The following is a 21,880-nucleotide window of genomic DNA, read 5'->3' as shown; positions in this document are numbered from 1 at the left end:
ACATAGGGGTTATAGTTTAAGTCTTATACTAATTTGGGGCGAGGGGCGAAAACTGTGGACATCAACCAGATTCAGCGCATCACCGGAGCAGCCGCCTTCGCTGGAGCCGCATGCACGCTGATCGAACTACCGCTGTACTTCCTGTACTCGGGCGCACCGCCGGACGCGAATGTGCTCACCCGATGCCTGCTCGGATTGATCGGCGTCACGCTGTTCGTGGTGTTCATGAGCGGGCTAGCCGCTGTGGTGCGACACCGCGACCCGGAACGCGCATGGTTCGGGTCGCTGGCCGCGGCGGCCGGAACCGCCTGGCTCACCGTCGTCCTCGTGTCGACCGGCCTCGAGGTCGGTGCGGTGATCGCGGCGCCCGAACCGATCGACCCCACGATCACCGTCACCGGTACCTACATCCTGTACGGGACCGTCTCACGCCTGCTGGAAGGACTGTTCCTCGTGGCCTTCGCCATCGCCGCCGCGCGGCTACTACCCCGCTGGTGCATCGTGACCAGCTGGGCGCTCGCGGCGGTGAACTTCGCGTTCGTGCCGTCGCTGTTCTTCGGAAACACACCAGCCGACTTCTATGCGGCCAACGGGTGGGGCACCACGGCGACCGTCGGCGGGCTCACCATGCTGTGGTTGTTCGCGATCGGCATCGCGCTGTATCGGTCGGCTCCGACAAAGGCCGATCAGTACGGGTTGGCGGCGACTTCCACCTGACCGTCCTTGATCGCGGCCATCAGCAGGCGATAATCGGCCATCGTCTGATCCGAATACGACATGGCGAAATCGCTCAGAGCCGTGTCGAACTTCTCGCTGCCGCCGATATAGGCGTCGATCGCCAGCGGATCGCCGGAGCGGCAGTGGGCGCGGGCCAGCACGCCGCCGCAGGCGGCGCCGTAGTTGGCCAGTTGCCCGTGGGTGAGATTGTCGATCTCGACGGAGCCCTTCATGTCGCGGAACTGACGCCAGTAGTAGTGCACGCCCGCGGGGCCGGTGGCCCAGCCGAGGAAGATATCGCTCGACGCCTGCATCAAGCGCTGACCGGCGACGACACGATGTCCCTGGTGCTTGTATCGGCTCGCCTTCTGATACGGCGCCAGCACCGAGATGTCGGCCTCCTTCAATTGCAGGAACAGCGGAGTGCCGGACTCCTTGTCCATCAGCAGCGCGACGAAGCATCGGGTACCTACGCTGCCGACCCCGACGACCTTCACGGCGGCCTCGACGAAGGCGTAGCGGTTGAGCAGCACGCGCATGTGGTCGGGCAGCGTGCGCCGGTATTCGGCGAACAGCGACTTCACGGTCGCCGCGTCGGGGGAGGTGATGGGTACCAGCAGCGGCGGCTGATCCTTGATCCGCGGAATGCCGTCGGCATCGGGTTCGGTGAGTTTGTCCAGTGCTTGCAGACTGGTGCGCTTCTTGGCCGAGGCGATCGTCTTCTCAGCCAGCTTGCGGCCCCTCTTCTTCTGGACCAGCTCGAGAACCTTGTCGGAGTCGACCCGGTCGTACCAGATCTCCAGACTGTCCTGCTCTGTCATCGCCTCGATGCCCTCGCGATAGCCGCGGGCGGTCGCCTCCGCCGCCGATGCCGCGTCCTCATCGGAACAGCCGTTGTTGAGCGCCGCGACCGCGACACTGGCGACCAGGCGTTTGACGTCCCACTCGAACGGGCCGGGCAGCGTCTCGTCGAAGTCGTTCACATCGAACACGAGATTGCGTTCAGGAGTGCCGAAGAGCCCGAAGTTCGACAGATGCGCGTCGCCGCACAGTTGCGTGATGAGCCCCGTATCCGGACCGCTCCCCAGGTCACTGGCCAGGACCGCCGCGGCACCCCGCAGAAAGGTGAACGGCGACACCGCCATTCGCGCCATCCGGATCGGCACCAGCGACGGCACCCGGCTCTCGTTCTGTTTCAACAGAATCGCCACCGGGTCCTCCCGCCCCGGCGCCGGTTTCCACTCCCCCAACGCGCTACGAGGAACCCGCTTCCGCGCCGCTTTACCGATCTCCGCCGCCTGCCGATCGAAATCCTCAACCGTCGTCATCGAGCAAGTCTCGCGCTACCGTGCCGTTACGGCAAGGACCAGCGGATAACCATGCGGTGACAGAGTTAGCCGCCGACCAGCTATCGACCGCCGACAGCAAGGGGACCGGCGCTACGGACCGAGCCGCCTGCGCCACTCGTCGACTCGGCGGACGAGCTCCTGCCACCAGGTCCGATGCGGGTCCGGTGGTGGGGTCGGCCGAGGATCGGGCGTCGGCTGGGGCTCCGGGGTCGGTTCGGGGTCAGGTACCGGGACCAGCGCCTTCCGGCGAATCCCGGTGCAGGTGAATTGGGTCGCCCGATAGGGATTCCCGTTCTGCGCCCACTCGGAGACGATGAGGGTGAACTTGCCGTCCTCGAGCCTGCTGTAGGGGTGTATGTAGCCGCCGTACAGGCGCGGGACCGTGTCGACACCGCGCGGCATCCCGGTGATCGGCCGGTGGGTGTGGGTCGTGATCCAGTTCGTGTTGTCGATCTGGTCGCCGACCTTGACGAAGATCGAGTAGTCCCCCGCGTCGAATCCGGAGATCACGGCCCTGTTCTCGACATAGCGCAGGCAGATCTCGCCGAACCGCCAACCAGGCAGGATCGGCGTCGGCTCACGGTTCCAGGCCCAGTTGTCGCCGTCCCAGCCCCAGCCCTGCCAGGCGTGCGGATCGGACAGGCCGTCGACCGTCGCGCGCCACAGCAGCATGTCCTTGTTCCTGGCCAGGCCGCCGGTGGAGATGATATGCACCCAGTCGCTGTGCGGGTCCTTGGCCCAGGAGATCATGACCCGCTTGCCGGCGAAGGCGCCGCACCAGAACTTCGAACCGCTACGGGCCCAGGTGATGCCGCTGTCGTCGGATGTCCAGACCTCGCACCACTTCTCGTTGCCCAGGCCCTGGGTGTACATGACCCACAGGTAGATCCGGCCGTCGACGGTCATCGCGTCGCACGGCAGGACGGTGGAGTATTCGGCGTTGTCGTGCTGGTAGTCCCACAGCTGGCGGCCGTCGGTGCCCGGCGAGGTGGCCATGACGATCGGCTCGGCGGGGTCGCGCTGCGACGTGCGCGTGATGATGGGGGAACGCCAGTTCCCGATGCCGCCCATCGGTGGGCCGTACGGGCCGTCCCCGGAGAACGAGTCGCCCCAGATGAAGCCGACATCGCCAGTGGGCAGCTCGAACGGAATCGCGAGATCGCCGCCGCCGAGGTCAGCCGAAGGCACAGGGTTCAGATCCGTGACGCGAATGGCACACCCACCCTGGTCGGCTCGAGCCGAAGTCGTTGGGCCGGTGTTGGTTCCGTCACACCACCAGGTTACGTCAGCATGCCGAAAGGCCCGCTCGCACGTGGCGAACGGGCCTTTCGAGACGCGGTGAAACCTTACGCGGTTTCGGTGATCGGGCGGTCGACCCAGCTCATCAGGCCGCGCAGCTTGGCGCCGGTGACCTCGATGGGGTGCTCGGCGTTCTCCTTGCGCAGACCCTCGAGCTCGTGAGTGCCGCGATGCCCTGCACGAAGGGAGGCTTACTGTGTGCCCGGCGGCGACGATGTTCTGAACACCTCGCTTACCAATGAGTAGTAGGGATGCGCGGGCTTCAGGATGCGAGCAGGGCATCGAGACTCGACCCCAGGTCGCGGTCTCGGTTGAAGCCACGTTCGGCTATCAGTCGCACAGCCGAACGAGCTATCGAGATGTCGCCCTCGGTGGCGACGCTCAGCAACTCACGCAGATCGGCGAGATCTTGCGGACGCGTCGCGTCATCACGAGAGAGCAGTTTGAGAGCGATCAAGTGCCCGGTCGTCGCCACCGGCAGACTGAGGTCGGGGACGATCTCGATCTCGTCGGCAGCGGCGGCTATCTCGTGCTCGATTCCTGAACTCGCGAAGAGCAGATCGACCAGAACGGGGACACCGTCGAAGTTTCTTCGCAGGCGTATCGTGGCGAGTCGTCCATTGTCGTGTTCGACGGACGCGTACACGGTGTAGCCCGCGTCGAACATGCTGCGCACCAGTGCTTCCGCGTCACCATCATCGGCTACGGCGACCGCGAGGTCGATGTCATGGGTGAATCGGGGAATAGAGCGGGCCGAGACCGCGAAGCCACCGACGAGGGCCCAGCGGTAGCCCAGCTTGTCGATGTCGGCTCGCGCACGCCGCAGCGCTGATTCGAGGGCGTTCACGCAAACCTGGCGGATGGCCGACCAGCTGCGTCTTCAACGCCTGACCGGGATAGGAGCCAGGATGCGACTTTGTCCGCGATCTCGGTCGAGGACGCATTCGGGTACATCCGGCGCATCCGTGTTCGGTACATCTGCACGCCGAATTCCGACATCTCCAGAGCGAGCCGAAGTCGCTGAGCTGGCGTTGCTTCCGTCACGCCACCAGGTTACGTCAGAAGGCCGAAAGGCCCGCTCGCACGTGGCGAACGGGCCTTTCGAGACGCGGTGAAACCTTACGCGGTTTCGGTGATCGGGCGGTCGACCCAGCTCATCAGGCCGCGCAGCTTGGCGCCGGTGACCTCGATGGGGTGCTCGGCGTTCTCCTTGCGCAGACCCTCGAGCTCCTTGTTGCCGCCTTCGACGTTGGCGACGAGGCGCTTGACGAAGGTGCCGTCCTGGATGTCGGTCAGGATCGCCTTCATGCGCTCCTTGGTGCCTGCGTCGATGACGCGCGGGCCCGACAGGTAGCCACCGAACTCGGCGGTGTCGGAGACCGAGTAGTTCATGCGGGCGATGCCGCCCTCGTACATCAGGTCGACGATCAGCTTGAGCTCGTGCAGGACCTCGAAGTAGGCCATCTCGGGGGCGTAGCCCGCCTCGACCATGACCTCGAAACCGATCTTGACCAGTTCCTCGGTGCCACCGCAGAGCACGGCCTGCTCACCGAAGAGGTCGGTCTCGGTCTCTTCCTTGAAGGTGGTCTTGATGACGCCGGCGCGGGTGCCGCCGATGCCCTTGGCGTAGGACAGCGCCAGCGCCTGGCCCTCGCCGGTCGGGTCCTGATCGACGGCGATCAGAGCCGGAACGCCCTTGCCGTCGACGAACTGACGACGCACCAGGTGGCCGGGGCCCTTGGGGGCGACCATCGCGACGGTGACGCCGGCCGGAGCCTTGACGAGACCGAAGTGGATGTTGAGGCCGTGGCCGAAGAACAGCGCGTCGCCGTCCTTCAGGTTGGGCTCGATGTCGTTGGTGAAGATCGACGCCTGAGCGGTGTCGGGGGCGAGCACCATGATCACGTCGGCCCAGGCGGAGACCTCGGCGGGGGTGCCGACGGTCAGACCGGCCTCTTCGGCCTTCGGGCGAGACTTCGAACCCTCGGCCAGGCCGACGCGGACGTCGACGCCGGAGTCGCGCAGGCTCAGCGAGTGCGCGTGGCCCTGGCTGCCGTAACCGATCACGGCGACCTTGCGGCCCTGGATGATCGACAGGTCAGCGTCGTCGTCGTAGAACATCTCGACTGCCACTTGATTGGTCCCTTCTGAAAATGATGGTTAGGAAAAGTTATCGCGGAGGTTGCTGGGGGCGATTCAGCGGGTCGCGGTGATCGACTTGGGCCCGCGGCCGACGGCCACGACTCCCGACTGCACGATCTCGCGGATCCCGTACGGCTCGACCATGCGCAGCAGCGCGTCGAGCTTGGAGCGGGTGCCGGTGGCCTCGATGGTCAGCGCGTCGGGCGAGACGTCGATCACCTTGGCGCGGAACAACTGCACGGCCTCGATCACCTGCGTGCGCACCGACGCGTCGGCCCGCACCTTCACCAGGATCAGTTCGCGGGCCACCGAGGCGTCGGCGTCCTGCTCCACGATCTTGATGACGTTGATCAGCTTGTTGAGCTGCTTGGTGACCTGCTCGAGCGGCAGATCATCGACGGTGACGACGATCGTCATGCGCGAGATCTCGGGGATCTCGGTGCCACCGACGGCGAGGGATTCGATGTTGAAGCCACGGCGCGAGAACAGGCTCGCGACTCGCGCCAGCACGCCCGGCTTGTCCTCGACAAGGACGCTCAGGGTGTGGGTGGTGCTCATTCGTCGTCGCCCTTCTCGAATGTGGCCTGCTCGCGTTCCATCGCCTCGTGGATGACGGCCGGTTCGGACACCGACTCGTCCTCGTCGAAGAGCGGACGGATACCGCGGGCGAACATGATCTCGTCGTTGCTGGTGCCCGAGGCGACCATCGGCCAGACCTGCGCGTCCTTGCCGACGATGAAGTCGATCACGACCGGGCGGTCGGTGATGGCCTGGGCCTGCCGGATCGCGTCCTCGACCTCGGACTCCTTCTCCACCCGGATGCCGACGCAGCCCAGCGCCTCGGCCAGCTTCACGAAGTCGGGGATGCGCAGCGAGTGCGTGCCGAGATCGGTGTTGGAGTAGCGCTTTTCGTAGAACAGGGTCTGCCACTGGCGGACCATGCCCAGGTTGCCGTTGTTGATCAGGGCGACCTTGATCGGCACGCCCTCGATCGCGCAGGTGGCCAGTTCCTGGTTGGTCATCTGGAAGCAGCCGTCACCGTCGACCGCCCAGACCTCTTTCTCCGGCGCGCCCATCTTGGCGCCCATGGCCGCGGGAACCGCGTAACCCATGGTGCCGAGACCGCCCGAGTTGAGCCAGGTGCGCGGGTTCTCGTACTTGATGAACTGCGCGGCCCACATCTGGTGCTGGCCGACGCCGGCGCAGTAGACGGCCTCGGGGCCCGCGAGGCGACCGAGGGTCTCGATGACGTACTCCGGCGAGACCGAGCCGTCGCTGGGGGTCTTCCAGCCGAGCGGGTAGTTCTCGCGGATGCCGCTGAGGTAGGCCCACCATTCGGTGAGGGTCAGCAGCGGTGCGGCACCGGACTGCGGATCGGCCTTGAGGGTCTCGATCAGCTCGACGATGACCTCACGCGCGTCGCCCACGATCGGGACGTCGGCGTGGCGGTTCTTGCCGATCTCGGCCGGGTCGATGTCGGCGTGGATGACCTTCGCGTCGGGGGCGAAGGAGTCCAGCTGACCGGTGACGCGGTCGTCGAAACGAGCGCCGAGGGTGATCAGCAGATCGGACTTCTGCAGCGCGGCCACCGCGCCGACGGTGCCGTGCATGCCGGGCATGCCCATGTTGAGGGTGTGGCTGTCGGGGAACGCGCCCCGCGCCATCAGGGTGGTGACCACCGGGATGCCGGTGAGTTCGGCCAGCTCGAGCAGTTCGGCCGAGGCGTCGGACTTGATGACGCCGCCACCGACGTAGAGCACGGGCTGCTTGGACTCCAGGATCATCCTGGCGGCCTCGCGCACCTGCTTACCGTGCGGCTTGGTGACCGGGCGGTAGCCGGGCAGACGCATCTCCGGCGGCCACGAGAACGTGGTCTGGGCCTGCAGGGCGTCCTTGGTGATGTCGACCAGGACGGCGCCGGGGCGACCGGAGGCGGCGAGGTAGAACGCCTCGGCCAGGGTGCGCGGGATGTCGGCGGCGTCCTTGACGAGGAAGTTGTGCTTGGTGATCGGCATGGTGATGCCGGAGATGTCGGCTTCCTGGAACGCGTCGGTGCCGACCAGGCTCGACGGCACTTGACCGGTGATCGCCACGATCGGGACCGAGTCCATCTGGGCATCCGCCAGCGGGGTCACCAGGTTGGTGGCGCCGGGGCCGGATGTGGCCATACACACACCGACCTTGCCCGAGGCCTGCGCGTAACCGGTCGCCGCGTGACCGGCGCCCTGCTCGTGGCGCACTAGGACGTGACGGACCTTCTTCGAGTCGAACAGCGGGTCGTAGACAGGAAGGACCGCGCCGCCGGGAATGCCGAATACCGTGTCGACGTCGAGCTCTTCGAGCGACCGGACCACCGACTGCGCGCCGGTGACGCGCTCGGGCGCGACCTGACGACGGGCGGGGTCGGTAGCCGGACTACCGGGGGTAGCTGAAGGCGCTGACCTGCGGGCCGATGGCCCGGGTCGTGCGGTTGGTGCACTCACCGTCTTGGTTCCTCACTGTCTCGTTCTGACTCGGACTGGCCCGGAAGGGCCGCTGGCATTCGCCCGAACACAAAAAAGCCCCCGCCCAGCACATGGCTGTTCGAGGGTGGCGCGTCGCAAACGCGAGCTGACGTATTGACTAGACAGTCAGGCTCGACGCTGGACGCGCCGGCCGATTACGAGCTCGTTTCGAATCACACGTACGACGTTAGGCGCGCGTACTGCGTCGAGTCAAACAGGCTTTCCGCTCCGGTCCCATTCTGTGGGACTCGAGTGGTTGCGTGGGTCCGTGTACCAAGATGCGAGGATAGGAGGGTGTCATCACCGCATCAGTCCGTGCCACCGGCTAAATCGTCCCACACCACCGACGAGGGAACCGATACGGGTCGCCCGTCGCGACCCGGCGGCCTGCGCGCGGCCGGCACGGGGCGGCTCGCGGCGATCGGAGCAGTGGTACTCGCGTACCTGATCTTCGTCGTCGTCGGGACCGTGCAGGATTGGTCGCTGGGGGTGCGGATCGGGTTGATCGTGCCCGTCGCCGTGATCGTCTGGCTGCTGGTTCCGCGCAAGACGAACACGCCGACCCCCGGTGTGCACGTGATCGGCGTTCCCCGGTTGGCCTATATCGGCGTGCTGGTGCTGGCGTTCTGCGTGTTCTTCCCGTTCGTCGGGTGGCCGGTGGCGCTGTGGCCGCTGCTGCTGGCCCCGGTCATCGCGGTGTGGTGGGTCGTGCGCACGCATACGACCGTGTCCGAGGCCGGGCTGGATCTGAGTTCGATGATCGGCAAGAAGAAGCACCTCGACTGGGCGCGGGTCAAGGGGATCAGCATTCCCAAGCGCGGATACGTGCGAGCCCGGCTCGACGACGACTCCGAGGTGAAGTTGCCCGCGGTCGGGTACGACCGGCTGCGTGAGCTGATCGAGGCGTCCGGGGGTCGGCTGCCCGATGTGTTCGCCGCCGCTGAGGCGGCCGACGCCGAACGCCTTGCCGCCGAGCGTGCTACGGCGAAGGCGGAATCCGACGCGAAGGCCGAGGCCGACGCGAAGGCCGAACCGGACGCGGAGCCGAAGTCCGAGCAGTGACCGTCGGCACTGCGGGAATCAGCTCGACGACGTCGGCCGTTGTAGCGGTAAGCTGACGGCGACCGGGCAACCCCGCGCCGACGGCACCACCGCGGCGACATCTCACGGAGCGACACTCCCGCCTCGAGCCCCGGTTCCATCATCCGCGGACCTACCACCGGCGCGACGCGACCATCGCCCGCCGGAGTAACGTTGCGGCTTGCCGGACGCACCGCGTACACGCACGTGCCACGCAGGTCAGCCCCCTGCTCGCACGCCTGCCACGCACCCAGCGACACTACGAGGACTTCAATGCCACCGCTTCGTTCACGCACCACCACCATCGGCCGCAATGCCGCGGGCGCGCGCTCGCTCTGGCGCGCGACCGGCATGACCGATTCCGACTTCGGCAAGCCGATCATCGCGATCGCGAACTCGTACACGCAGTTCGTTCCGGGTCACGTGCACCTCAAGAACATGGGCGAGATCGTCGCCGAGGCGGTGGCCGCCGCCGGTGGCATCGCGCGCGAGTTCCACACCATCGCCGTCGACGACGGCATCGCCATGGGTCACGGCGGCATGCTCTACTCGCTGCCCTCGCGCGAGATCATCGCCGACTCCGTGGAGTACATGGCCAACGCCCACACCGCCGACGCGCTGGTGTGTATCTCCAACTGCGACAAGATCACTCCCGGCATGCTCAACGCCGCGATGCGCCTCAACATCCCCGCCGTGTTCGTCTCCGGTGGACCGATGGAGGCGGGCAAGGCCGTGATCGTCGACGGTGTCGCCCAGGCGCCGACCGACCTGATCACCGCGATTTCCGCGAGCGCGAGCCAGGCCGTGTCCGACGAAGGACTGGACGAGGTCGAACGGTCCGCGTGCCCGACCTGTGGTTCGTGTTCGGGCATGTTCACCGCGAACTCGATGAACTGCCTGACCGAGGCACTCGGACTCGCGTTGCCCGGCAACGGTTCCACCCTGGCCACCCACTCCGCGCGGCGTGCGCTGTTCGAGCGGGCGGGCACGGTGATCGTCGATATCGCCAAGCGCTGGTACCAGGACGACGACGCCTCGGTGCTGCCGCGAAACGTGGCCAACGCCAAGGCTTTCCGCAACGCGATGGCGCTCGACGTCGCCATGGGCGGCTCGACCAACACCGTGCTGCACACCCTCGCCGCCGCGCAGGAGGGCGAGATCGACTTCGATCTGCAGAGCATCGACGAGATCAGCCGCCGGGTGCCGTGCCTGGCGAAGGTGTCGCCGAACTCCGATTACCACATGGAAGACGTGCACCGCGCCGGTGGCATCCCCGCCATCCTCGGTGAGCTGCGTCGTGGCGGGCTGCTGGAGACCGACGTCACCACCGTGCACACCACCTCGTTCGAGGAGTACCTCGACACCTGGGATGTGCGCTCGGGCAAGGCCTCCGACGAAGCCGTCGAGCTGTTCCACGCCGCCCCCGGTGGCGTGCGCACGGTGGAACCGTTCTCCACCAGCAACCGCTGGTCCTCGCTCGACACCGATGCCGCGGGCGGCTGCATCCGTGACATCGAGAACGCCTACACCGTCGAGGGCGGGCTGTGCGTGCTGCGCGGCAATATCGCCCCCGACGGCGCGATCCTCAAGACCGCGGGCATCGACGAAGACCTGTTCACCTTCGAAGGCCCGGCCGTGGTGGTCGAGTCGCAGGAGGAGGCGGTGTCGATGATCCTGGGCAAGAAGATCCAGCCCGGTGACGTGGTCGTCGTCCGCTACGAAGGCCCCGCGGGCGGTCCGGGTATGCAGGAGATGCTGCACCCGACGTCGTTCCTCAAGGGCCTCGGCCTCGGCAAGGTCTGTGCGCTGATCACCGACGGACGCTTCTCCGGCGGCACCTCGGGTCTGTCGATCGGGCACGTCTCGCCCGAGGCCGCGTCCGGTGGCGTGATCGGCCTGGTCCAGAACGGTGACCGCATCCGCATCGATGTGCACACCCGCGCGCTGGAAGTCCTTGTCTCCGACGAGGTCCTGGCCGAACGCCGCGCGAAGATGGAAGCCTCGGAGCGTCCGTGGCAGCCGCTCAACCGCGAGCGCACGGTCACCACCGCCCTGCGCGCCTACGCGGCGCTCGCCACCTCAGCCGACAAGGGCGCGGTCCGGCACGTGCCTTAGCCGCCTCTCCGCGTATTCAAGCCAGACCCAGGTGCGCCGCCGGTCATCGATGCGACCGGCGGCGCGCTGGTTGTCGGGTCAGCTCGTTCCCGGTGAGTTACCCATGTTCTTGCGAGATCAGTAGTTCTTTTCGCCGATCACAGTAGGTCTGGCCCCGTCCATATGTGCGACGGGGCCAGATCTCTTGGTGTCAGACGAGGGCGGGTTGCGTTGTCGACGTCGACGACTCGTCGTCGCGGCCCGTTCTGGAGGGAATCAGGGCAGTGGCGACGAGGCCGAGTAGGACGAAGCCCGCGGCCAGGTAGGCGCCGAGGTTGACGCCGGCGGTCATGGCGGATCGGCCTGCGGTGGCTACCTCTTGCGTATCCGGCTGAGCGGCGAACCCTTCGATCGCCGCGCCCGCGCTGCCGGTGATGGCGTGGCCGTATTGCTGGGCTTGGGCCGGTGGCGTGCCCATGGCGGTGAGGTCGTCATCGACGTTCGAGCTCAGCGTGGTGAAGAAGATGGTGGTGAGCAGGGCGATGCCGAGGGCGGAACCCAGTTGGCGGAACGCGCTCTGGATGCCGGACGCCTGGCCGTTGTCGGCTTCGGGGATGTCGGCCAGGACGACATTGGTCACCTGGGCGGTGGCGAAACCGACGCCGATGCCGTACACGCACAGGACCAGCGCGATCGACCACCATGAGCTGTCGGTAGCGGCGAAGAAGCCGAGCGCCGCCAGACCGACGACCTCGAGTCCGAGGCCGAGGCGGACCATGTTCAGCGGCGACGCCTTGCCCGCCATGCCGAAGCTGGCGCCGCTGGCGATGAAGCTGCCGATGGCGATCGGCACCAGGGCGAGACCGGCCTGCAGGGCGCTGTAACCGAGGGTGAACTGCAACCACAGCGGCAGCACCGCGACGATGCCGAACTCGCCGAGACCGATGATCAGCGTGGCGATATTGCCGTTGCGGAACGAGGCGAGCGAGAACAGGCTCAGGTCCATCAGCGCCTTGTCGGCATTACCGCCGCGGCGCAACAGCACCTGCCGGACGACGAAACCGCCCAACGCCAGCGCGCTCAGCACGAGCGCGACCAACACCGGCGAAGGCCCACTCCCCCAGGTGAATCCGGCGATGCCCAATGGATGGATAGTGGTGATCCAGCCGTAGGTACGTCCCTCGACCAGCCCGAAGGCGAGCAGCCCGAGACCGAGCACCGACAGGATCGACCCGAGCACATCGAGTCGGCCCGCGACCTTCGGCGACGGCGCGATGCACGCCAGCACACCGACCACGATCAGCACGGCCAGCGGCACATTGATGCCGAACGCCCAGCGCCACGACACATGCTCGGCCAGCCAGCCACCGAGCAGCGGACCGAGCGCGGCGGCCGCGCCGATCGTGGAACCCCACACCGCGAAGGCTTGACCACGGGCTTTGCCGGTGAAGTTGGCATTGAGCAGGGCCAGGGAGGTCGGCAGGATCATCGCCGCGCCCGCACCCTGTAGGAATCGGGCGATGACGAGCAGTCCCCCGTCCGGGGCGAGCCCGGCCAGGATGCTGGTCGCGCCGAACACCACGACACCGGTGACGAACACCCGGCGCGCCCCGACCATGTCGGCGATCCGGCCGACCACCAACAGCAGGGCCGCGAAGACGATCGCGTAGGACTCCTGAATCCATTGCGCCTCGGTGGAACCCGTATCCAGGTCACTGATGATCGACGGGATGATCACGTTCACGATCGTGGTGTCGACCACGATCAGCGCCACGCCGAGGGCGATGGCGATCAAGCCGAGCCATCGGCGGATGGACGACTCTTGACTCATCGCACACTCCTAGTTCCATGGTGGAATATTTCCATGATCAAAGTATATTCGGAGCAATAGGATGTCAAACGATGCGAAAGGAATCTATGAGCCAGTCGGACGCTCGCGCCCAGTACGAACGAATCCACGAAGGCATGCGGGCCTACGGCGCGAGTTACCGGGAACTCGCCCGTCGGTTCGCGACCTGGCTCGGGTTGCACTCGACCGATGCCGAGGCCCTGATCGAGATCCTCACCGCCGAGGAACGCGGGAGCACACTGTCACCGGCACGGCTCAGCGAACGGATCTCGTTGTCCAACAGCGCCACCACCGCGCTGCTGAACCGGCTGGAACAGGCCGGTCATATCGCGCGTAGCCGAGAACACGACGACCGTCGCGTCATCACACTGCGCAGCACACCCCGCATCCACACCCTCGCCAACGACTTCTTCGGTCCGCTCGGCACAAAGGTGGAGGACACGGTGATGGGAAAATACTCCCCCGAGGAGCTGCGACGATTCGAAGCCTTCCTGGCCGACGTCCACGCCACGATGACCATCCACCTGGCCGAACCCGCGCCGCCGCAGCCGCAACTCAGTTGAAGGGGCCGACGCCCTTCAGCGGGTTGCCGCCGTGCAGGAACCAGAAGGTGAGGATGGCGGCGGCGATGGCGAGTAGGACCACCACGAAGGAACCGTAGGAGGGGCGGGTGGCCCAGCCTCGGGTGCGGTCGAAGGACCAGCGGCCGGGGCCGGTGAGGATGATCGCCAGGGCGGTACCGGCCAGAACGGAGTCGAGTTCGACGCCGGTCGGGGTGCCCGCGTTGTACTGGAAGCCCGGGACCATCCCTTGCTTCCACATCCACGCGTTCAAGATCGTGGCCAGGACGGCGCCCGCGGCCAGCGGGGTGGCCAGGCCGATCACCAGCAGGATGCCGCCGCCGAGTTCACCGGCGATCACCAGCGCGGTCGACAGTGACGGGTAGTCCCAGCCGCCGCCTTCCATCATGGCTTCGGTGCCGTCGAGGCCGGGGCCGTGGAACCAGCCGGTCAGCTTCTGCAGGCCGTGGTAGATGAAGGTGTAGCCGACCACCAGGCGCAGCACGAACAGGCCGAGATCCAGGGTGCCGCGGCGGGCCTCACGGTTGCGGCGCTGCAAGCGGACGGTGGCCGCCGAGGCCGCGGACGCGGGCGGAATCGTCGCGTACCCGTTTGCGTCGTCGCCGCCACCAGGACCGGTTTTGGCGGTACTCGCACCGGGAACCTCGTCACCGGGGTCGAGACCGAGGTCCTCGTCGGTGCGTGGAACGTCCTTCGGGTCCGGCTTGCGCATCTGCGTCGTCGGCGAATCGAACGGGCTGGTCACCGGGCGACCCGCCGCCGACGGGCCCTGCCCGGCCGGTGCCGAACCTTCGGCCTTCGGAGTGTCATTCGACTTGTCGGTCACCGACTCACCTTATGACGTGTGGTCGCGGTGTGCCGCCCTTCCTGGCAACGGGCGTGTCAGCCCCGCTCGACTGCCGGTGACAGATGCATCCGGACGCTACGGGCGCGTCAGGCCCGCACCGGTGCCGGTAACGTCTGACATATGAGTTCGGGAATTGCGGGCCGCGTGGCAGTCGGGGTGGCACTCAGCACCGTTTTGCTAGCCGGGTGCGCCCGTTTCGACGAGTCGGCCTCGAGTCCGTTCACCACCGAACCGCAGCTGGGCGGGTCCGGTGCGGAGCCGAAGAAGCCGCAGGACGAGCCGTCGCAGCCCCCGCGTCCGACCGGGCCGTGTATCGATCCCGATCCCAACGTCATCGCGACCTGCATGGAATCGGGCGCCGGGCTGATCACGGTGGGCGAGGGCGCCTTCGTCGCGGAGCGGAAGACCGGGCGGATCCTGCAGGTGAAACCGGTCGACGCGAGCACACCGCAGGAGACGCCGGTGGAGATCGCCAGCGTGCCCGTCGACGGGTCGACCGACGGCGGCATCTCCGATATCGCACTCTCCCCCACCTTCGGTGAGGACGGGCTGATGTACGCCTACATCACCACCGGTAGTGACAATCGGGTCGTCCGACTGTCCAAGGGCGGGGCGGCCAAGCCGATCCTTACCGGAATTCCCAAGGGCGCCAGCGGAAATCGCGGCGCATTGGAATGGGCGACGCCGACGCAGCTGATGATCCTCACCGGCGACGCCGGAAACCCCGGCGCCGCAGCCGATCCCGGCTCGCTCGGCGGCAAACTGCTCCGCTTGGAATCGCCGTCGTCGGGCGCGAACAAACCGCAGGTGGTGGCGTCGGGCATCGGCTCGGCCGGCGACATCTGCCGCGACGGCAAAGACGGCATGTGGGTCACCGACCGCACCGCCGCCGAGGACCGTCTCCAACACCTGGGCGCCGACGGCACTCTCAGCGTCTCCTGGACCTGGCCCGACCACCCCGGCGTCGGCGGCTGCACGGCCACCGGCGACGGTGTCGGCATCGCATTGAACGAAGGCAAGGCCCTGGCCGCCGTCGCCGCCGACCCCACCACCTTCGCCGTCACCACCGCCCCCACCCTGATCGCACAGGACAAGTACGGCAAGCTCCTCGGCGCCACCGCCAGCGCCGACGGCAGCATCTGGGTCACCACCACCAACAAAACCGACGGCGAGCCAGGCGAATTCGACGACCGCGTCGTCCGCATCCCGCCGCCGCAGGGCGGAGCAGGCGGCCCGGACTAGGAAACGAAGCGGCCGCCCGTCCTGCGTTCGCAGGACGGGCGGCCGCTTCTCATCCTCAACTACAAGCCGCGATAACCAGGTCTCGGACGCGGGCGGCGTCGGCTTGGCCGCGGGTGGCCTTCATGACGTCGCCGACGATCTTGCCCGCGGCGGCGACCTTGCCGGAGCGGATCTTCTCGGCGATGTCGGGGTTCGCGGCGAGGGCCTTCTCGACTTCGGCCTGCAGGGCCGAGTCGTCGCTGACCATGCCGAGGCCCTTGGCTTCGACGATGGCGGCGGGTTCGCCTTCACCGGCGAGGACGAAGTCGACGACCTGCTTGGCGACCTTGTTGTTGACGGTCTTGGCCTCCACCAGCGCGATCACCGCGGCGACCTGGGCGGGGGTGATGGGCAGGTCGGCGAGCGCGATGTCGCGTTCCTTGGCCTTCTCGGTCAGGTAGGCGACCCACCAGGAGCGCGCCTCGTTGGCGGGCGCGCCCGCCTCGACGGTGGCGATGATGAGGTCGAGGGCGCCGGCGTTGACGAGGTCGCGCATGACCTCGTCGGACAGGCCCCAGTCGGCCTGGATGCGGGCGCGCACCAGCCACGGGTACTCGGGGATGGTGGAGCGCAGTTCCTCGACCCACTCGGCCGCCGGGGCGACGGGCTCGAGGTCGGGCTCGGGGAAGTAGCGGTAGTCCTCGGCGGTCTCCTTGCGGCGACCCGCCGCGGTGGAACCGTCGGCTTCCTGGAAGTGGCGGGTCTCCTGGATGATCTCGCCGCCCGCGGTGAGCACGGCGGCCTGGCGGCGCATCTCGTAGCGCACCGCGACCTCGACGCTCTTGAGCGAGTTCACGTTCTTGGTTTCGGTACGGGTGCCGAATTCCTTGGCGCCGATCGGCATCAGCGACACGTTGGCGTCGCAGCGCAGCGAACCCTGCTCCATCTTCACATCGGAGACGTCGAGCGAACGCAGCACCTCGCGCAACGCGGTGACATAGGCGCGAGCGACCTCGGGGGCGCGCTCACCGGCACCGGTGATCGTCTTGGTGACGATCTCGATCAGCGGCACACCCGCGCGGTTGAAGTCGAGCAGCGAGTGGCTGGCGCCGTGGATACGACCGGTCGCGCCGCCGACGTGCAGGGACTTGCCGGTGTCTTCCTCCATGTGCGCGCGCTCGATCTCGACACGGAAGACGGACCCGTCGTCGAGGGTCACGTCGAGGTAGCCCTCGGTGGCGATCGGCTCGTCGTACTGGCTGATCTGGTAGTTCTTCGGCTGGTCGGGGTAGAAGTAGTTCTTGCGCGCGAACCGGCCCCACGGGGTGATCGAACAGTTCAGCGCGAGTCCGATGCGGATAGCCGATTCGATGGCCTTCTCGTTCACCACGGGCAGCGAGCCGGGCAGACCGAGGCACACCGGGCACACCTGGGTATTGGGTTCGGCGCCGAACTCGGTGGGGCAACCGCAGAACATCTTGGTCGCCGTGGACAACTCGACGTGGACCTCCATGCCGAGCACCGGCTCGTACCGGGAGATGACATCGGCGTAATCCATCAACTCGACCGTGGGTGCGCTCATACGAGCAGTCTAGGTAAGCCCGCCGACGCACTCGGCCGGTGGTCCTAGCGAGGCGGAACGCGCTGGGTGAGCCAGCCGGTGACGTAGGTGAGCACGGCGGGGTCGATGGTCGTCTCGATGGTGGAGTATTCGCTGGGTTTGCCGGTCGCGGTGGGCTGCATCAGGTGGTTGAGGCCGGGGAAGGTGTGCACGGTCGCGTCGGGGGCGCCCGCGAGGTTCTCCCGCATCGGGCCCTCGTTCTGGGTGGCGAGGACCTGCTGGTCCTTGTCGCCGAAGAACGCCAGCACCGGCACGCGCAGCGCCTGCAACGTCGGCTTCGGGTCGTGGGTGATGAACGAGGTCATGTACGCGGTATTGAACCCGTCGACCACCTGCTGTGGCGCGCGTTCGGCCTCCGGCAGGGAATCGTTGTGCCGCTGGGTGAAGGCCTTCGCGCCCTCGATGTCGCCCGAGCGCAGCAGCGTCGACCAGGTGGTGACGTAGGCGACCTGCTGGTCGATCTGGTCCTGCGGTGCGCCCGACGAGGCCATGATCACTTTGTTCTGCTCGATCAGCACGTCGGCGCCCGGCACCGATGGGCCCGCCATCAGGACCGCGAACGCGATATCGGTGCCGGGCAGGGCGGCGACCATCGGGGCGAGGTAGCCGCCTTCACTGTGCCCGAACAGACCGACCCGAGCCGGATCGATCTCGGCGCGAGTGCGCAGGAACGCGACGCCCGCGGCCGCGTCGGCGGCGAGTTCGGGGTAGGTGGCGTCGTCGAGGGTGCCGCCGGTGCCGCCGACACCACGGTCGTCGGCGCGCAACACGGCATAGCCCGCGCGGGTGAAGGTGTCGGCCAGCAGCTGGAACGGGCGGTGGCCCATCAGCTCTTCGTTGCGGTCCTGCGGGCCGCTGCCGGTGATGAGCAGCATCGCCGGGAACGGGCCGGTGCCTTCGGGTTCGGTGAGGGTGCCCGCGATGGTGATGTCGCCGTTGCGATAGGTGACGTCCTCGCTGCGGTACGGGTACGGCGGTTTCGGGTCCTGGGGGCGGGCGGGGCCCTCGATCTTGCCGCGCTGCAGCGTGACCGGCGCTTTCTCCCCGGACTGGATCCAGTCGCCGGTGAGCCGGTCACCGTCGAGCTTGCCGCGGAAACCCGGCTCGCCCGGCACGTCGGGCACGTCGGGCACGTCGGGCAGATCGAACTCCACGCGGTCGGGTTCGGTGCGAACGTCTTTCAACGGCGCCTCGCGCACACCCTGAATCGGGATGTCGAGGGTGGCCGACCCGTCCTCGGCGAAATTCACCCCGATCGCGATCGGCTGCCCCGGCACCTCGATGTCACCGTGCCAGCTGCCGTACACCGTGGGGGCCGCCGCGTCGTCCGAGGACTGCGAGCACCCCGCGACCAGTGCGGCGACGACGAACAGAACCGAAACGACCACTCGACCGGTGCGCATGAACCCACCGTACCGACTGTGCGAGAACCGAGCCGCGCTCAGCCGAAGAAGGCCGACGCCTCACGGAGCCGTTCCGGCGGAACGCGTTTGAGCTGCTTGGTCGCCTCCGACAGGGGAACCAGCCCGATATTGGTGCCGTGCAGCGCCACCATCTGACCGAAATGCCCCGCATGCACCGCCTCGGCCGCATGCACCCCGAACCGCGTGGCCAGGATCCGGTCGTAGGGCGTCGGGCTGCCGCCGCGCTGGATGTGGCCCAGCACCGTCGTGCGGACCTCCTTGCCGATGCGGCGCTCGATCTCCGAGCCCAGCTGCTGGGCGACCCCGGTGAACCGCTCGTGCCCGAACTCGTCGATCCCGCCCTCGCGCAACGCGAATCCGGAATCCGGCGCGGGATGCGCGCCCTCGGCGACCACGCAGATGAAGCTCTTGTCACCGCGCTGGAAGCGGGCCTTGATCATCGCGCACACCTGGGACACGTCGAACGGTTCCTCGGGCACCAGGGTGAGATGGGCGCCGGCGGCGATTCCGGAATTCAGCGCGATCCAGCCGGCGTGGCGGCCCATCACCTCGACCAGCATCACCCGCTGGTGGGATTCGGCGGTGGTGTGCAGGCGGTCGATCGCCTCGGTGGCGATCGAGAGCGCGGTGTCGTGGCCGAATGTGACGTCGGTGCAGTCGATGTCGTTGTCGATGGTCTTGGGTACGCCGACCACCGGCACGCCCTCGTCGGCGAGCCAGCTCGCGGCGGTGAGGGTGCCTTCGCCCCCGATGGGGATCAGCGCTTCGATGCCGTTGTCGTCGAGGGTCTGCTGGATCCGTGGCAGGCCCGCGCGCAGCACGTCGGGGTTGGTCCGTGCGGTGCCGAGCATGGTGCCGCCCTTGGTGAGCAGGCGGTCGGTGCGATCGTCGTTGTGGATGCGGATCTTTCGATCCTCGAGTAGGCCGCGCCAGCCGTCCTCGAAACCGACGATGGCATCGCCGTAGCGTCCGTTCGCGGTGCGGACCACAGCCCGGATCACCGCGTTCAGACCTGGACAGTCCCCGCCTCCGGTCAAGACTCCGATGCGCATGCTGTTCATCTTGCCGCACCGGCGCCGATCAGGAGCAGTGACCTCCGGCGAGCTCGCTCAGGTGCCCCGAGATGAGCGTCGCCATCTTGTCGAGCATGGCCGTTCCGTCGCTGAAACCACCCGAATCCGGTTGCGCGGCGAAGGCGATCGCGATCCGGCCGGTGGGCGAATCGATCAGGCCGAACTGTCGGACCAGGTACTTGCCCGCCGGGTCGGGACCCCACCCGCCTTTGAACTCGGCGCTGCCGAACGCGCCGAGACCCCAGTGGTGGCTCGCGATGATCTGCTGCATCAGCCCGACCACGCGCTCGCTCTGCGGTATGCACGGCAGTTGCGAGGCGAAGCGCACCTGATCGGCCAGGGTCCATTCGGCCTGGCCGTAGATCGACGCGTCGGCACGGGTGCGGGTCGGCGGCACGGTGGTACGGACGTCGCCGCCTTCGCGCAACACATTCTGCACCGCTTGGGCCGCGGCGCCACCGCCGCCGAGTGAGTCCCAGAGGGTGTCGGCGGCGCCGTTGTCCGACGCGGTGATGGCAGCGGAGGCATAGGTGGCGTAGGAGGCGCTGTTGCGCAGGGCCGCGATGGCGAGCGGCACCTTGATCGTCGACCAGGCCGGACCGGAGGACCAGTTGCCGAAGGTCACCATTTTCTTGCCGCCCACCGGCATGATCGCCAACCCCGCGCTACCGCGGAATCCTTGCTGGAGTTCGGTGAAATCGGCGGCCAGGCTGCCCGGCACCGCGACGGAAATAGCTCCGCTGTCGACGCCGGGATCGGCGACGGCGACAGTCGTCGTCACGCTCGGTCGAGCGGCTTTCGGCTCACTACCGCAACCCGCGGTAACGAGCGCGACCGCGCCCAGCAACGCGGACAGCGCCACCCGGACGCGGTGGCGTCGTTCATTGTTCATTATCTGAAGCATCTTCTTTTGTAAACTCCCCCGGGGCGTTCGGTGCTGGCGACCCGTACCGTTACCGTACTGCGACATATGCCGATCGCCCACTTCGAGCACCGAGCCTCAGGTCAGACGGTGTTCGCCCGTATAGATATTCATCGTTTCGCCGCGAAGGAAGCCGACCAGTGTGAGGTCGGACTCGGCTGCCAGGTCGACGGCGAGCGAGCTGGGCGCCGACACCGCGGCCAGGATCGGGATCCCGGCCATCACCGCCTTCTGCGCCAGTTCGAACGACGCCCGACTGCTCACGACCAGCACCAGATCGTGCGCGGGCACGCGGTTCTCGCGCACCGCCCAGCCGATCACCTTGTCGACGGCGTTATGTCTGCCGATGTCCTCGCGCAGGGCGAGCAGAGTGCCGTCGGCGGTGAACAGACCCGCCGCGTGCAGTCCACCGGTGGCGTCGAACAACTTCTGCCCGGCGCGCAGGTGTTTCGGCAGCTCGCCGAGGGTGCCGGTGCCGATCGACACGGACTCGTGCGGGATCGGGAAGCGGCTGTGGGTGCGCACTTCGTCCAGGGCGCTCTTGCCACAGAGCCCGCACGCGCCGGTGGTGAGGAATTTGCGCGGGTGGATCGGCACCGGGTTACGGAGGCGCAGGTCGAGGACGTTGTAGGTGTTGCGGCCTTCGCTGTCGGTACCCGCGCAGTAACGGGCGGTGACGATGTCGTCGGCCGAACCGATGATGTCCTCACCGAACAGGAAGCCGTGGACGAGGTCGATGTCGTTGCCGGGGGTGCGCATCGTGACGGTGAGCGATCGCCCGTCGACCCGGATTTCGAGTGGTTCCTCGACGGCGAGCGTGTCGGGTCGCTCGATCCGCCCGGCCGGGGAAAGGCGGGTCGTCTTGCGCCGTGCGGTGACTCTGCTCATCCCATGACTCTGCTCACTGTGTGGGTCAGTCGTCCTGGTCGTCGGCCGCTTTGTTGCGCGCCTTCGCGATCTCGAGCGCCTTCTCCGCGGTGGCCTGGTCCGGGTAGGGGCCCATGCGGTCGCCGTACCAGCAGGCCTTGCCCTGTTCGGCCTTGTGGTGCTTGAGGCAGTAGTACCACTCGTTGTCGTCAGCCATGCCGACAGTATGCAACGTTTCGCATACCAGCGTCTCGAATCCCTTCCGTGATCTCGGCGGTAGAGAATCCAAG

The 21,880-nt window shown here is 67.3% G+C and carries 20 protein-coding genes and 1 pseudogene; 5 read left to right on the top strand and 16 right to left on the bottom strand.

What is annotated here, in order from left to right; translation table 11 throughout:
• Window positions 1–54: 54 nt before the first annotated feature.
• Entirely contained in the window at window positions 55–717 is a 663-nt protein-coding gene (locus NS1_RS20180) for a hypothetical protein (protein ID WP_218019953.1), read from the top strand.
• On the opposite strand, the gene NS1_RS20175 is transcribed toward NS1_RS20180, so the two are convergent.
• From NS1_RS20175 to NS1_RS20150, 8 genes and pseudogenes are all read right to left on the bottom strand, one after another.
• Entirely contained in the window at window positions 687–2,045 is a 1,359-nt protein-coding gene (locus tag NS1_RS20175) for a DUF2252 domain-containing protein (RefSeq protein ID WP_062986876.1), read from the bottom strand. The two genes, NS1_RS20180 and NS1_RS20175, sit on opposite strands and share 31 nt — an antisense overlap.
• Before the next feature lie 111 nt (window positions 2,046–2,156).
• A complete protein-coding gene (locus NS1_RS20170) occupies window positions 2,157–3,254 on the bottom strand; it encodes a DUF4185 domain-containing protein (protein WP_062986875.1) in 1,098 nt (365 codons plus the stop codon).
• A 158-nt stretch (window positions 3,255–3,412) separates the two neighbouring features.
• Window positions 3,413–3,532, bottom strand: a pseudogene (locus tag NS1_RS40875) (ketol-acid reductoisomerase); the annotation flags it as partial.
• Between the two features lie 95 nt (window positions 3,533–3,627).
• Window positions 3,628–4,212 (bottom strand): nucleotidyl transferase AbiEii/AbiGii toxin family protein, encoded by a 585-nt coding sequence (locus NS1_RS20165; RefSeq protein WP_062986874.1) that lies wholly within the window; start codon window positions 4,210–4,212, stop codon window positions 3,628–3,630.
• Window positions 4,209–4,409, bottom strand: a complete 201-nt coding sequence (locus NS1_RS41765) for a hypothetical protein (protein WP_255284618.1) — start codon at window positions 4,407–4,409, stop codon at window positions 4,209–4,211. Before NS1_RS41765 ends, NS1_RS20165 begins: the two co-directional genes overlap by 4 nt.
• A 75-nt stretch (window positions 4,410–4,484) precedes the next feature.
• Window positions 4,485–5,498: a ketol-acid reductoisomerase gene (gene ilvC, locus NS1_RS20160; protein ID WP_056812085.1), complete on the bottom strand. Its 1,014-nt coding sequence runs from the start codon at window positions 5,496–5,498 to the stop codon at window positions 4,485–4,487.
• Window positions 5,499–5,561: 63 nt separating this feature from the next.
• A complete protein-coding gene (gene ilvN / locus NS1_RS20155; protein WP_019048314.1) occupies window positions 5,562–6,065 on the bottom strand; it encodes an acetolactate synthase small subunit in 504 nt (167 codons plus the stop codon).
• Window positions 6,062–7,990, bottom strand: a complete 1,929-nt coding sequence (locus tag NS1_RS20150) for an acetolactate synthase large subunit (protein ID WP_062986873.1) — start codon at window positions 7,988–7,990, stop codon at window positions 6,062–6,064. Before NS1_RS20150 ends, ilvN begins: the two co-directional genes overlap by 4 nt.
• Before the next feature lie 315 nt (window positions 7,991–8,305).
• Here NS1_RS20150 and NS1_RS20145 point away from each other — a divergent pair, with 315 nt between their 5' ends.
• Together NS1_RS20145 and ilvD are read left to right on the top strand one after the other, a co-directional pair.
• Window positions 8,306–9,073, top strand: coding sequence for a PH domain-containing protein (locus NS1_RS20145; RefSeq protein ID WP_255284617.1), 768 nt, complete (start codon window positions 8,306–8,308; stop codon window positions 9,071–9,073).
• 291 nt (window positions 9,074–9,364) lie between these two features.
• On the top strand, window positions 9,365–11,206 hold the full coding sequence (ilvD, locus tag NS1_RS20140) for a dihydroxy-acid dehydratase (protein WP_062986872.1): 1,842 nt from the start codon (window positions 9,365–9,367) through the stop codon (window positions 11,204–11,206).
• 190 nt (window positions 11,207–11,396) lie between these two features.
• Here ilvD and NS1_RS20135 read toward each other — a convergent pair whose 3' ends face one another.
• Complete coding sequence (locus tag NS1_RS20135; protein ID WP_062986871.1) at window positions 11,397–13,016, bottom strand: DHA2 family efflux MFS transporter permease subunit; 1,620 nt, start codon at window positions 13,014–13,016, stop codon at window positions 11,397–11,399.
• Between the two features lie 86 nt (window positions 13,017–13,102).
• Between NS1_RS20135 and NS1_RS20130 the strand changes: the two genes are divergently transcribed.
• The gene (locus NS1_RS20130) at window positions 13,103–13,597 is read left to right on the top strand and encodes a MarR family winged helix-turn-helix transcriptional regulator (RefSeq protein ID WP_062986870.1); all 495 of its coding nucleotides are present in this window, start codon (window positions 13,103–13,105) and stop codon (window positions 13,595–13,597) included.
• On the opposite strand, the gene NS1_RS20125 is transcribed toward NS1_RS20130, so the two are convergent.
• A complete protein-coding gene (locus NS1_RS20125) occupies window positions 13,590–14,441 on the bottom strand; it encodes a DoxX family protein (protein WP_062986869.1) in 852 nt (283 codons plus the stop codon). The genes NS1_RS20130 and NS1_RS20125 overlap by 8 nt on opposite strands.
• 141 nt (window positions 14,442–14,582) lie before the next feature.
• Between NS1_RS20125 and NS1_RS20120 the strand changes: the two genes are divergently transcribed.
• Entirely contained in the window at window positions 14,583–15,704 is a 1,122-nt protein-coding gene (locus NS1_RS20120) for a PQQ-dependent sugar dehydrogenase (RefSeq protein ID WP_062986868.1), read from the top strand.
• A 55-nt stretch (window positions 15,705–15,759) separates the two neighbouring features.
• Here the strand turns inward: NS1_RS20120 and gatB are convergent, their stop codons facing one another.
• The 6 genes from gatB to NS1_RS40870 form a co-directional block, all read right to left on the bottom strand.
• Window positions 15,760–17,265, bottom strand: coding sequence for an Asp-tRNA(Asn)/Glu-tRNA(Gln) amidotransferase subunit GatB (gene gatB, locus NS1_RS20115; RefSeq protein WP_062986867.1), 1,506 nt, complete (start codon window positions 17,263–17,265; stop codon window positions 15,760–15,762).
• A gap of 44 nt (window positions 17,266–17,309) precedes the next feature.
• Complete coding sequence (locus NS1_RS20110) at window positions 17,310–18,707, bottom strand: alpha/beta hydrolase family protein (RefSeq protein ID WP_062986866.1); 1,398 nt, start codon at window positions 18,705–18,707, stop codon at window positions 17,310–17,312.
• Window positions 18,708–18,745: 38 nt separating this feature from the next.
• The gene (locus NS1_RS20105; RefSeq protein ID WP_062986953.1) at window positions 18,746–19,780 is read right to left on the bottom strand and encodes an ATP-dependent 6-phosphofructokinase; all 1,035 of its coding nucleotides are present in this window, start codon (window positions 19,778–19,780) and stop codon (window positions 18,746–18,748) included.
• Between the two features lie 28 nt (window positions 19,781–19,808).
• Window positions 19,809–20,693, bottom strand: a complete 885-nt coding sequence (locus NS1_RS20100) for a hypothetical protein (RefSeq protein ID WP_062986952.1) — start codon at window positions 20,691–20,693, stop codon at window positions 19,809–19,811.
• A gap of 108 nt (window positions 20,694–20,801) precedes the next feature.
• Window positions 20,802–21,611 (bottom strand): formate dehydrogenase accessory sulfurtransferase FdhD, encoded by an 810-nt coding sequence (fdhD, locus tag NS1_RS20095; RefSeq protein ID WP_062986865.1) that lies wholly within the window; start codon window positions 21,609–21,611, stop codon window positions 20,802–20,804.
• Between the two features lie 25 nt (window positions 21,612–21,636).
• Window positions 21,637–21,807 (bottom strand): hypothetical protein, encoded by a 171-nt coding sequence (locus NS1_RS40870; RefSeq protein WP_165610217.1) that lies wholly within the window; start codon window positions 21,805–21,807, stop codon window positions 21,637–21,639.
• Between the last annotated feature and the right edge of the window lie 73 nt (window positions 21,808–21,880).

The organism is Nocardia salmonicida NBRC 13393 (genome assembly GCF_001613085.1).
GTDB lineage: Bacteria > Actinomycetota > Actinomycetes > Mycobacteriales > Mycobacteriaceae > Nocardia > Nocardia salmonicida.
Note: the sequence above shows the minus strand (reverse complement) of the source record. Positions and strands in the feature narration are given on the sequence as shown.

What these genes read in the sequence shown, in the direction of transcription:
- NS1_RS20175 (WP_062986876.1), bottom strand. Translation starts at nt 2,045, where the DNA reads ATGACGACGGTTGAGGATTTCGATCGGCAGGCGGCGGAGATCGGTAAA.
- ilvN (WP_019048314.1), bottom strand. Translation starts at nt 6,065, where the DNA reads ATGAGCACCACCCACACCCTGAGCGTCCTTGTCGAGGACAAGCCGGGC.
- ilvD (WP_062986872.1), top strand. Translation starts at nt 9,365, where the DNA reads ATGCCACCGCTTCGTTCACGCACCACCACCATCGGCCGCAATGCCGCG.
- NS1_RS20135 (WP_062986871.1), bottom strand. Translation starts at nt 13,016, where the DNA reads ATGAGTCAAGAGTCGTCCATCCGCCGATGGCTCGGCTTGATCGCCATC.
- NS1_RS20130 (WP_062986870.1), top strand. Translation starts at nt 13,103, where the DNA reads ATGAGCCAGTCGGACGCTCGCGCCCAGTACGAACGAATCCACGAAGGC.
- NS1_RS20120 (WP_062986868.1), top strand. Translation starts at nt 14,583, where the DNA reads ATGAGTTCGGGAATTGCGGGCCGCGTGGCAGTCGGGGTGGCACTCAGC.
- gatB (WP_062986867.1), bottom strand. Translation starts at nt 17,265, where the DNA reads ATGAGCGCACCCACGGTCGAGTTGATGGATTACGCCGATGTCATCTCC.
- NS1_RS20110 (WP_062986866.1), bottom strand. Translation starts at nt 18,707, where the DNA reads ATGCGCACCGGTCGAGTGGTCGTTTCGGTTCTGTTCGTCGTCGCCGCA.
- NS1_RS20105 (WP_062986953.1), bottom strand. Translation starts at nt 19,780, where the DNA reads ATGCGCATCGGAGTCTTGACCGGAGGCGGGGACTGTCCAGGTCTGAAC.
- NS1_RS20100 (WP_062986952.1), bottom strand. Translation starts at nt 20,693, where the DNA reads ATGAACAATGAACGACGCCACCGCGTCCGGGTGGCGCTGTCCGCGTTG.
- fdhD (WP_062986865.1), bottom strand. Translation starts at nt 21,611, where the DNA reads ATGAGCAGAGTCACCGCACGGCGCAAGACGACCCGCCTTTCCCCGGCC.
- NS1_RS40870 (WP_165610217.1), bottom strand. Translation starts at nt 21,807, where the DNA reads ATGGCTGACGACAACGAGTGGTACTACTGCCTCAAGCACCACAAGGCC.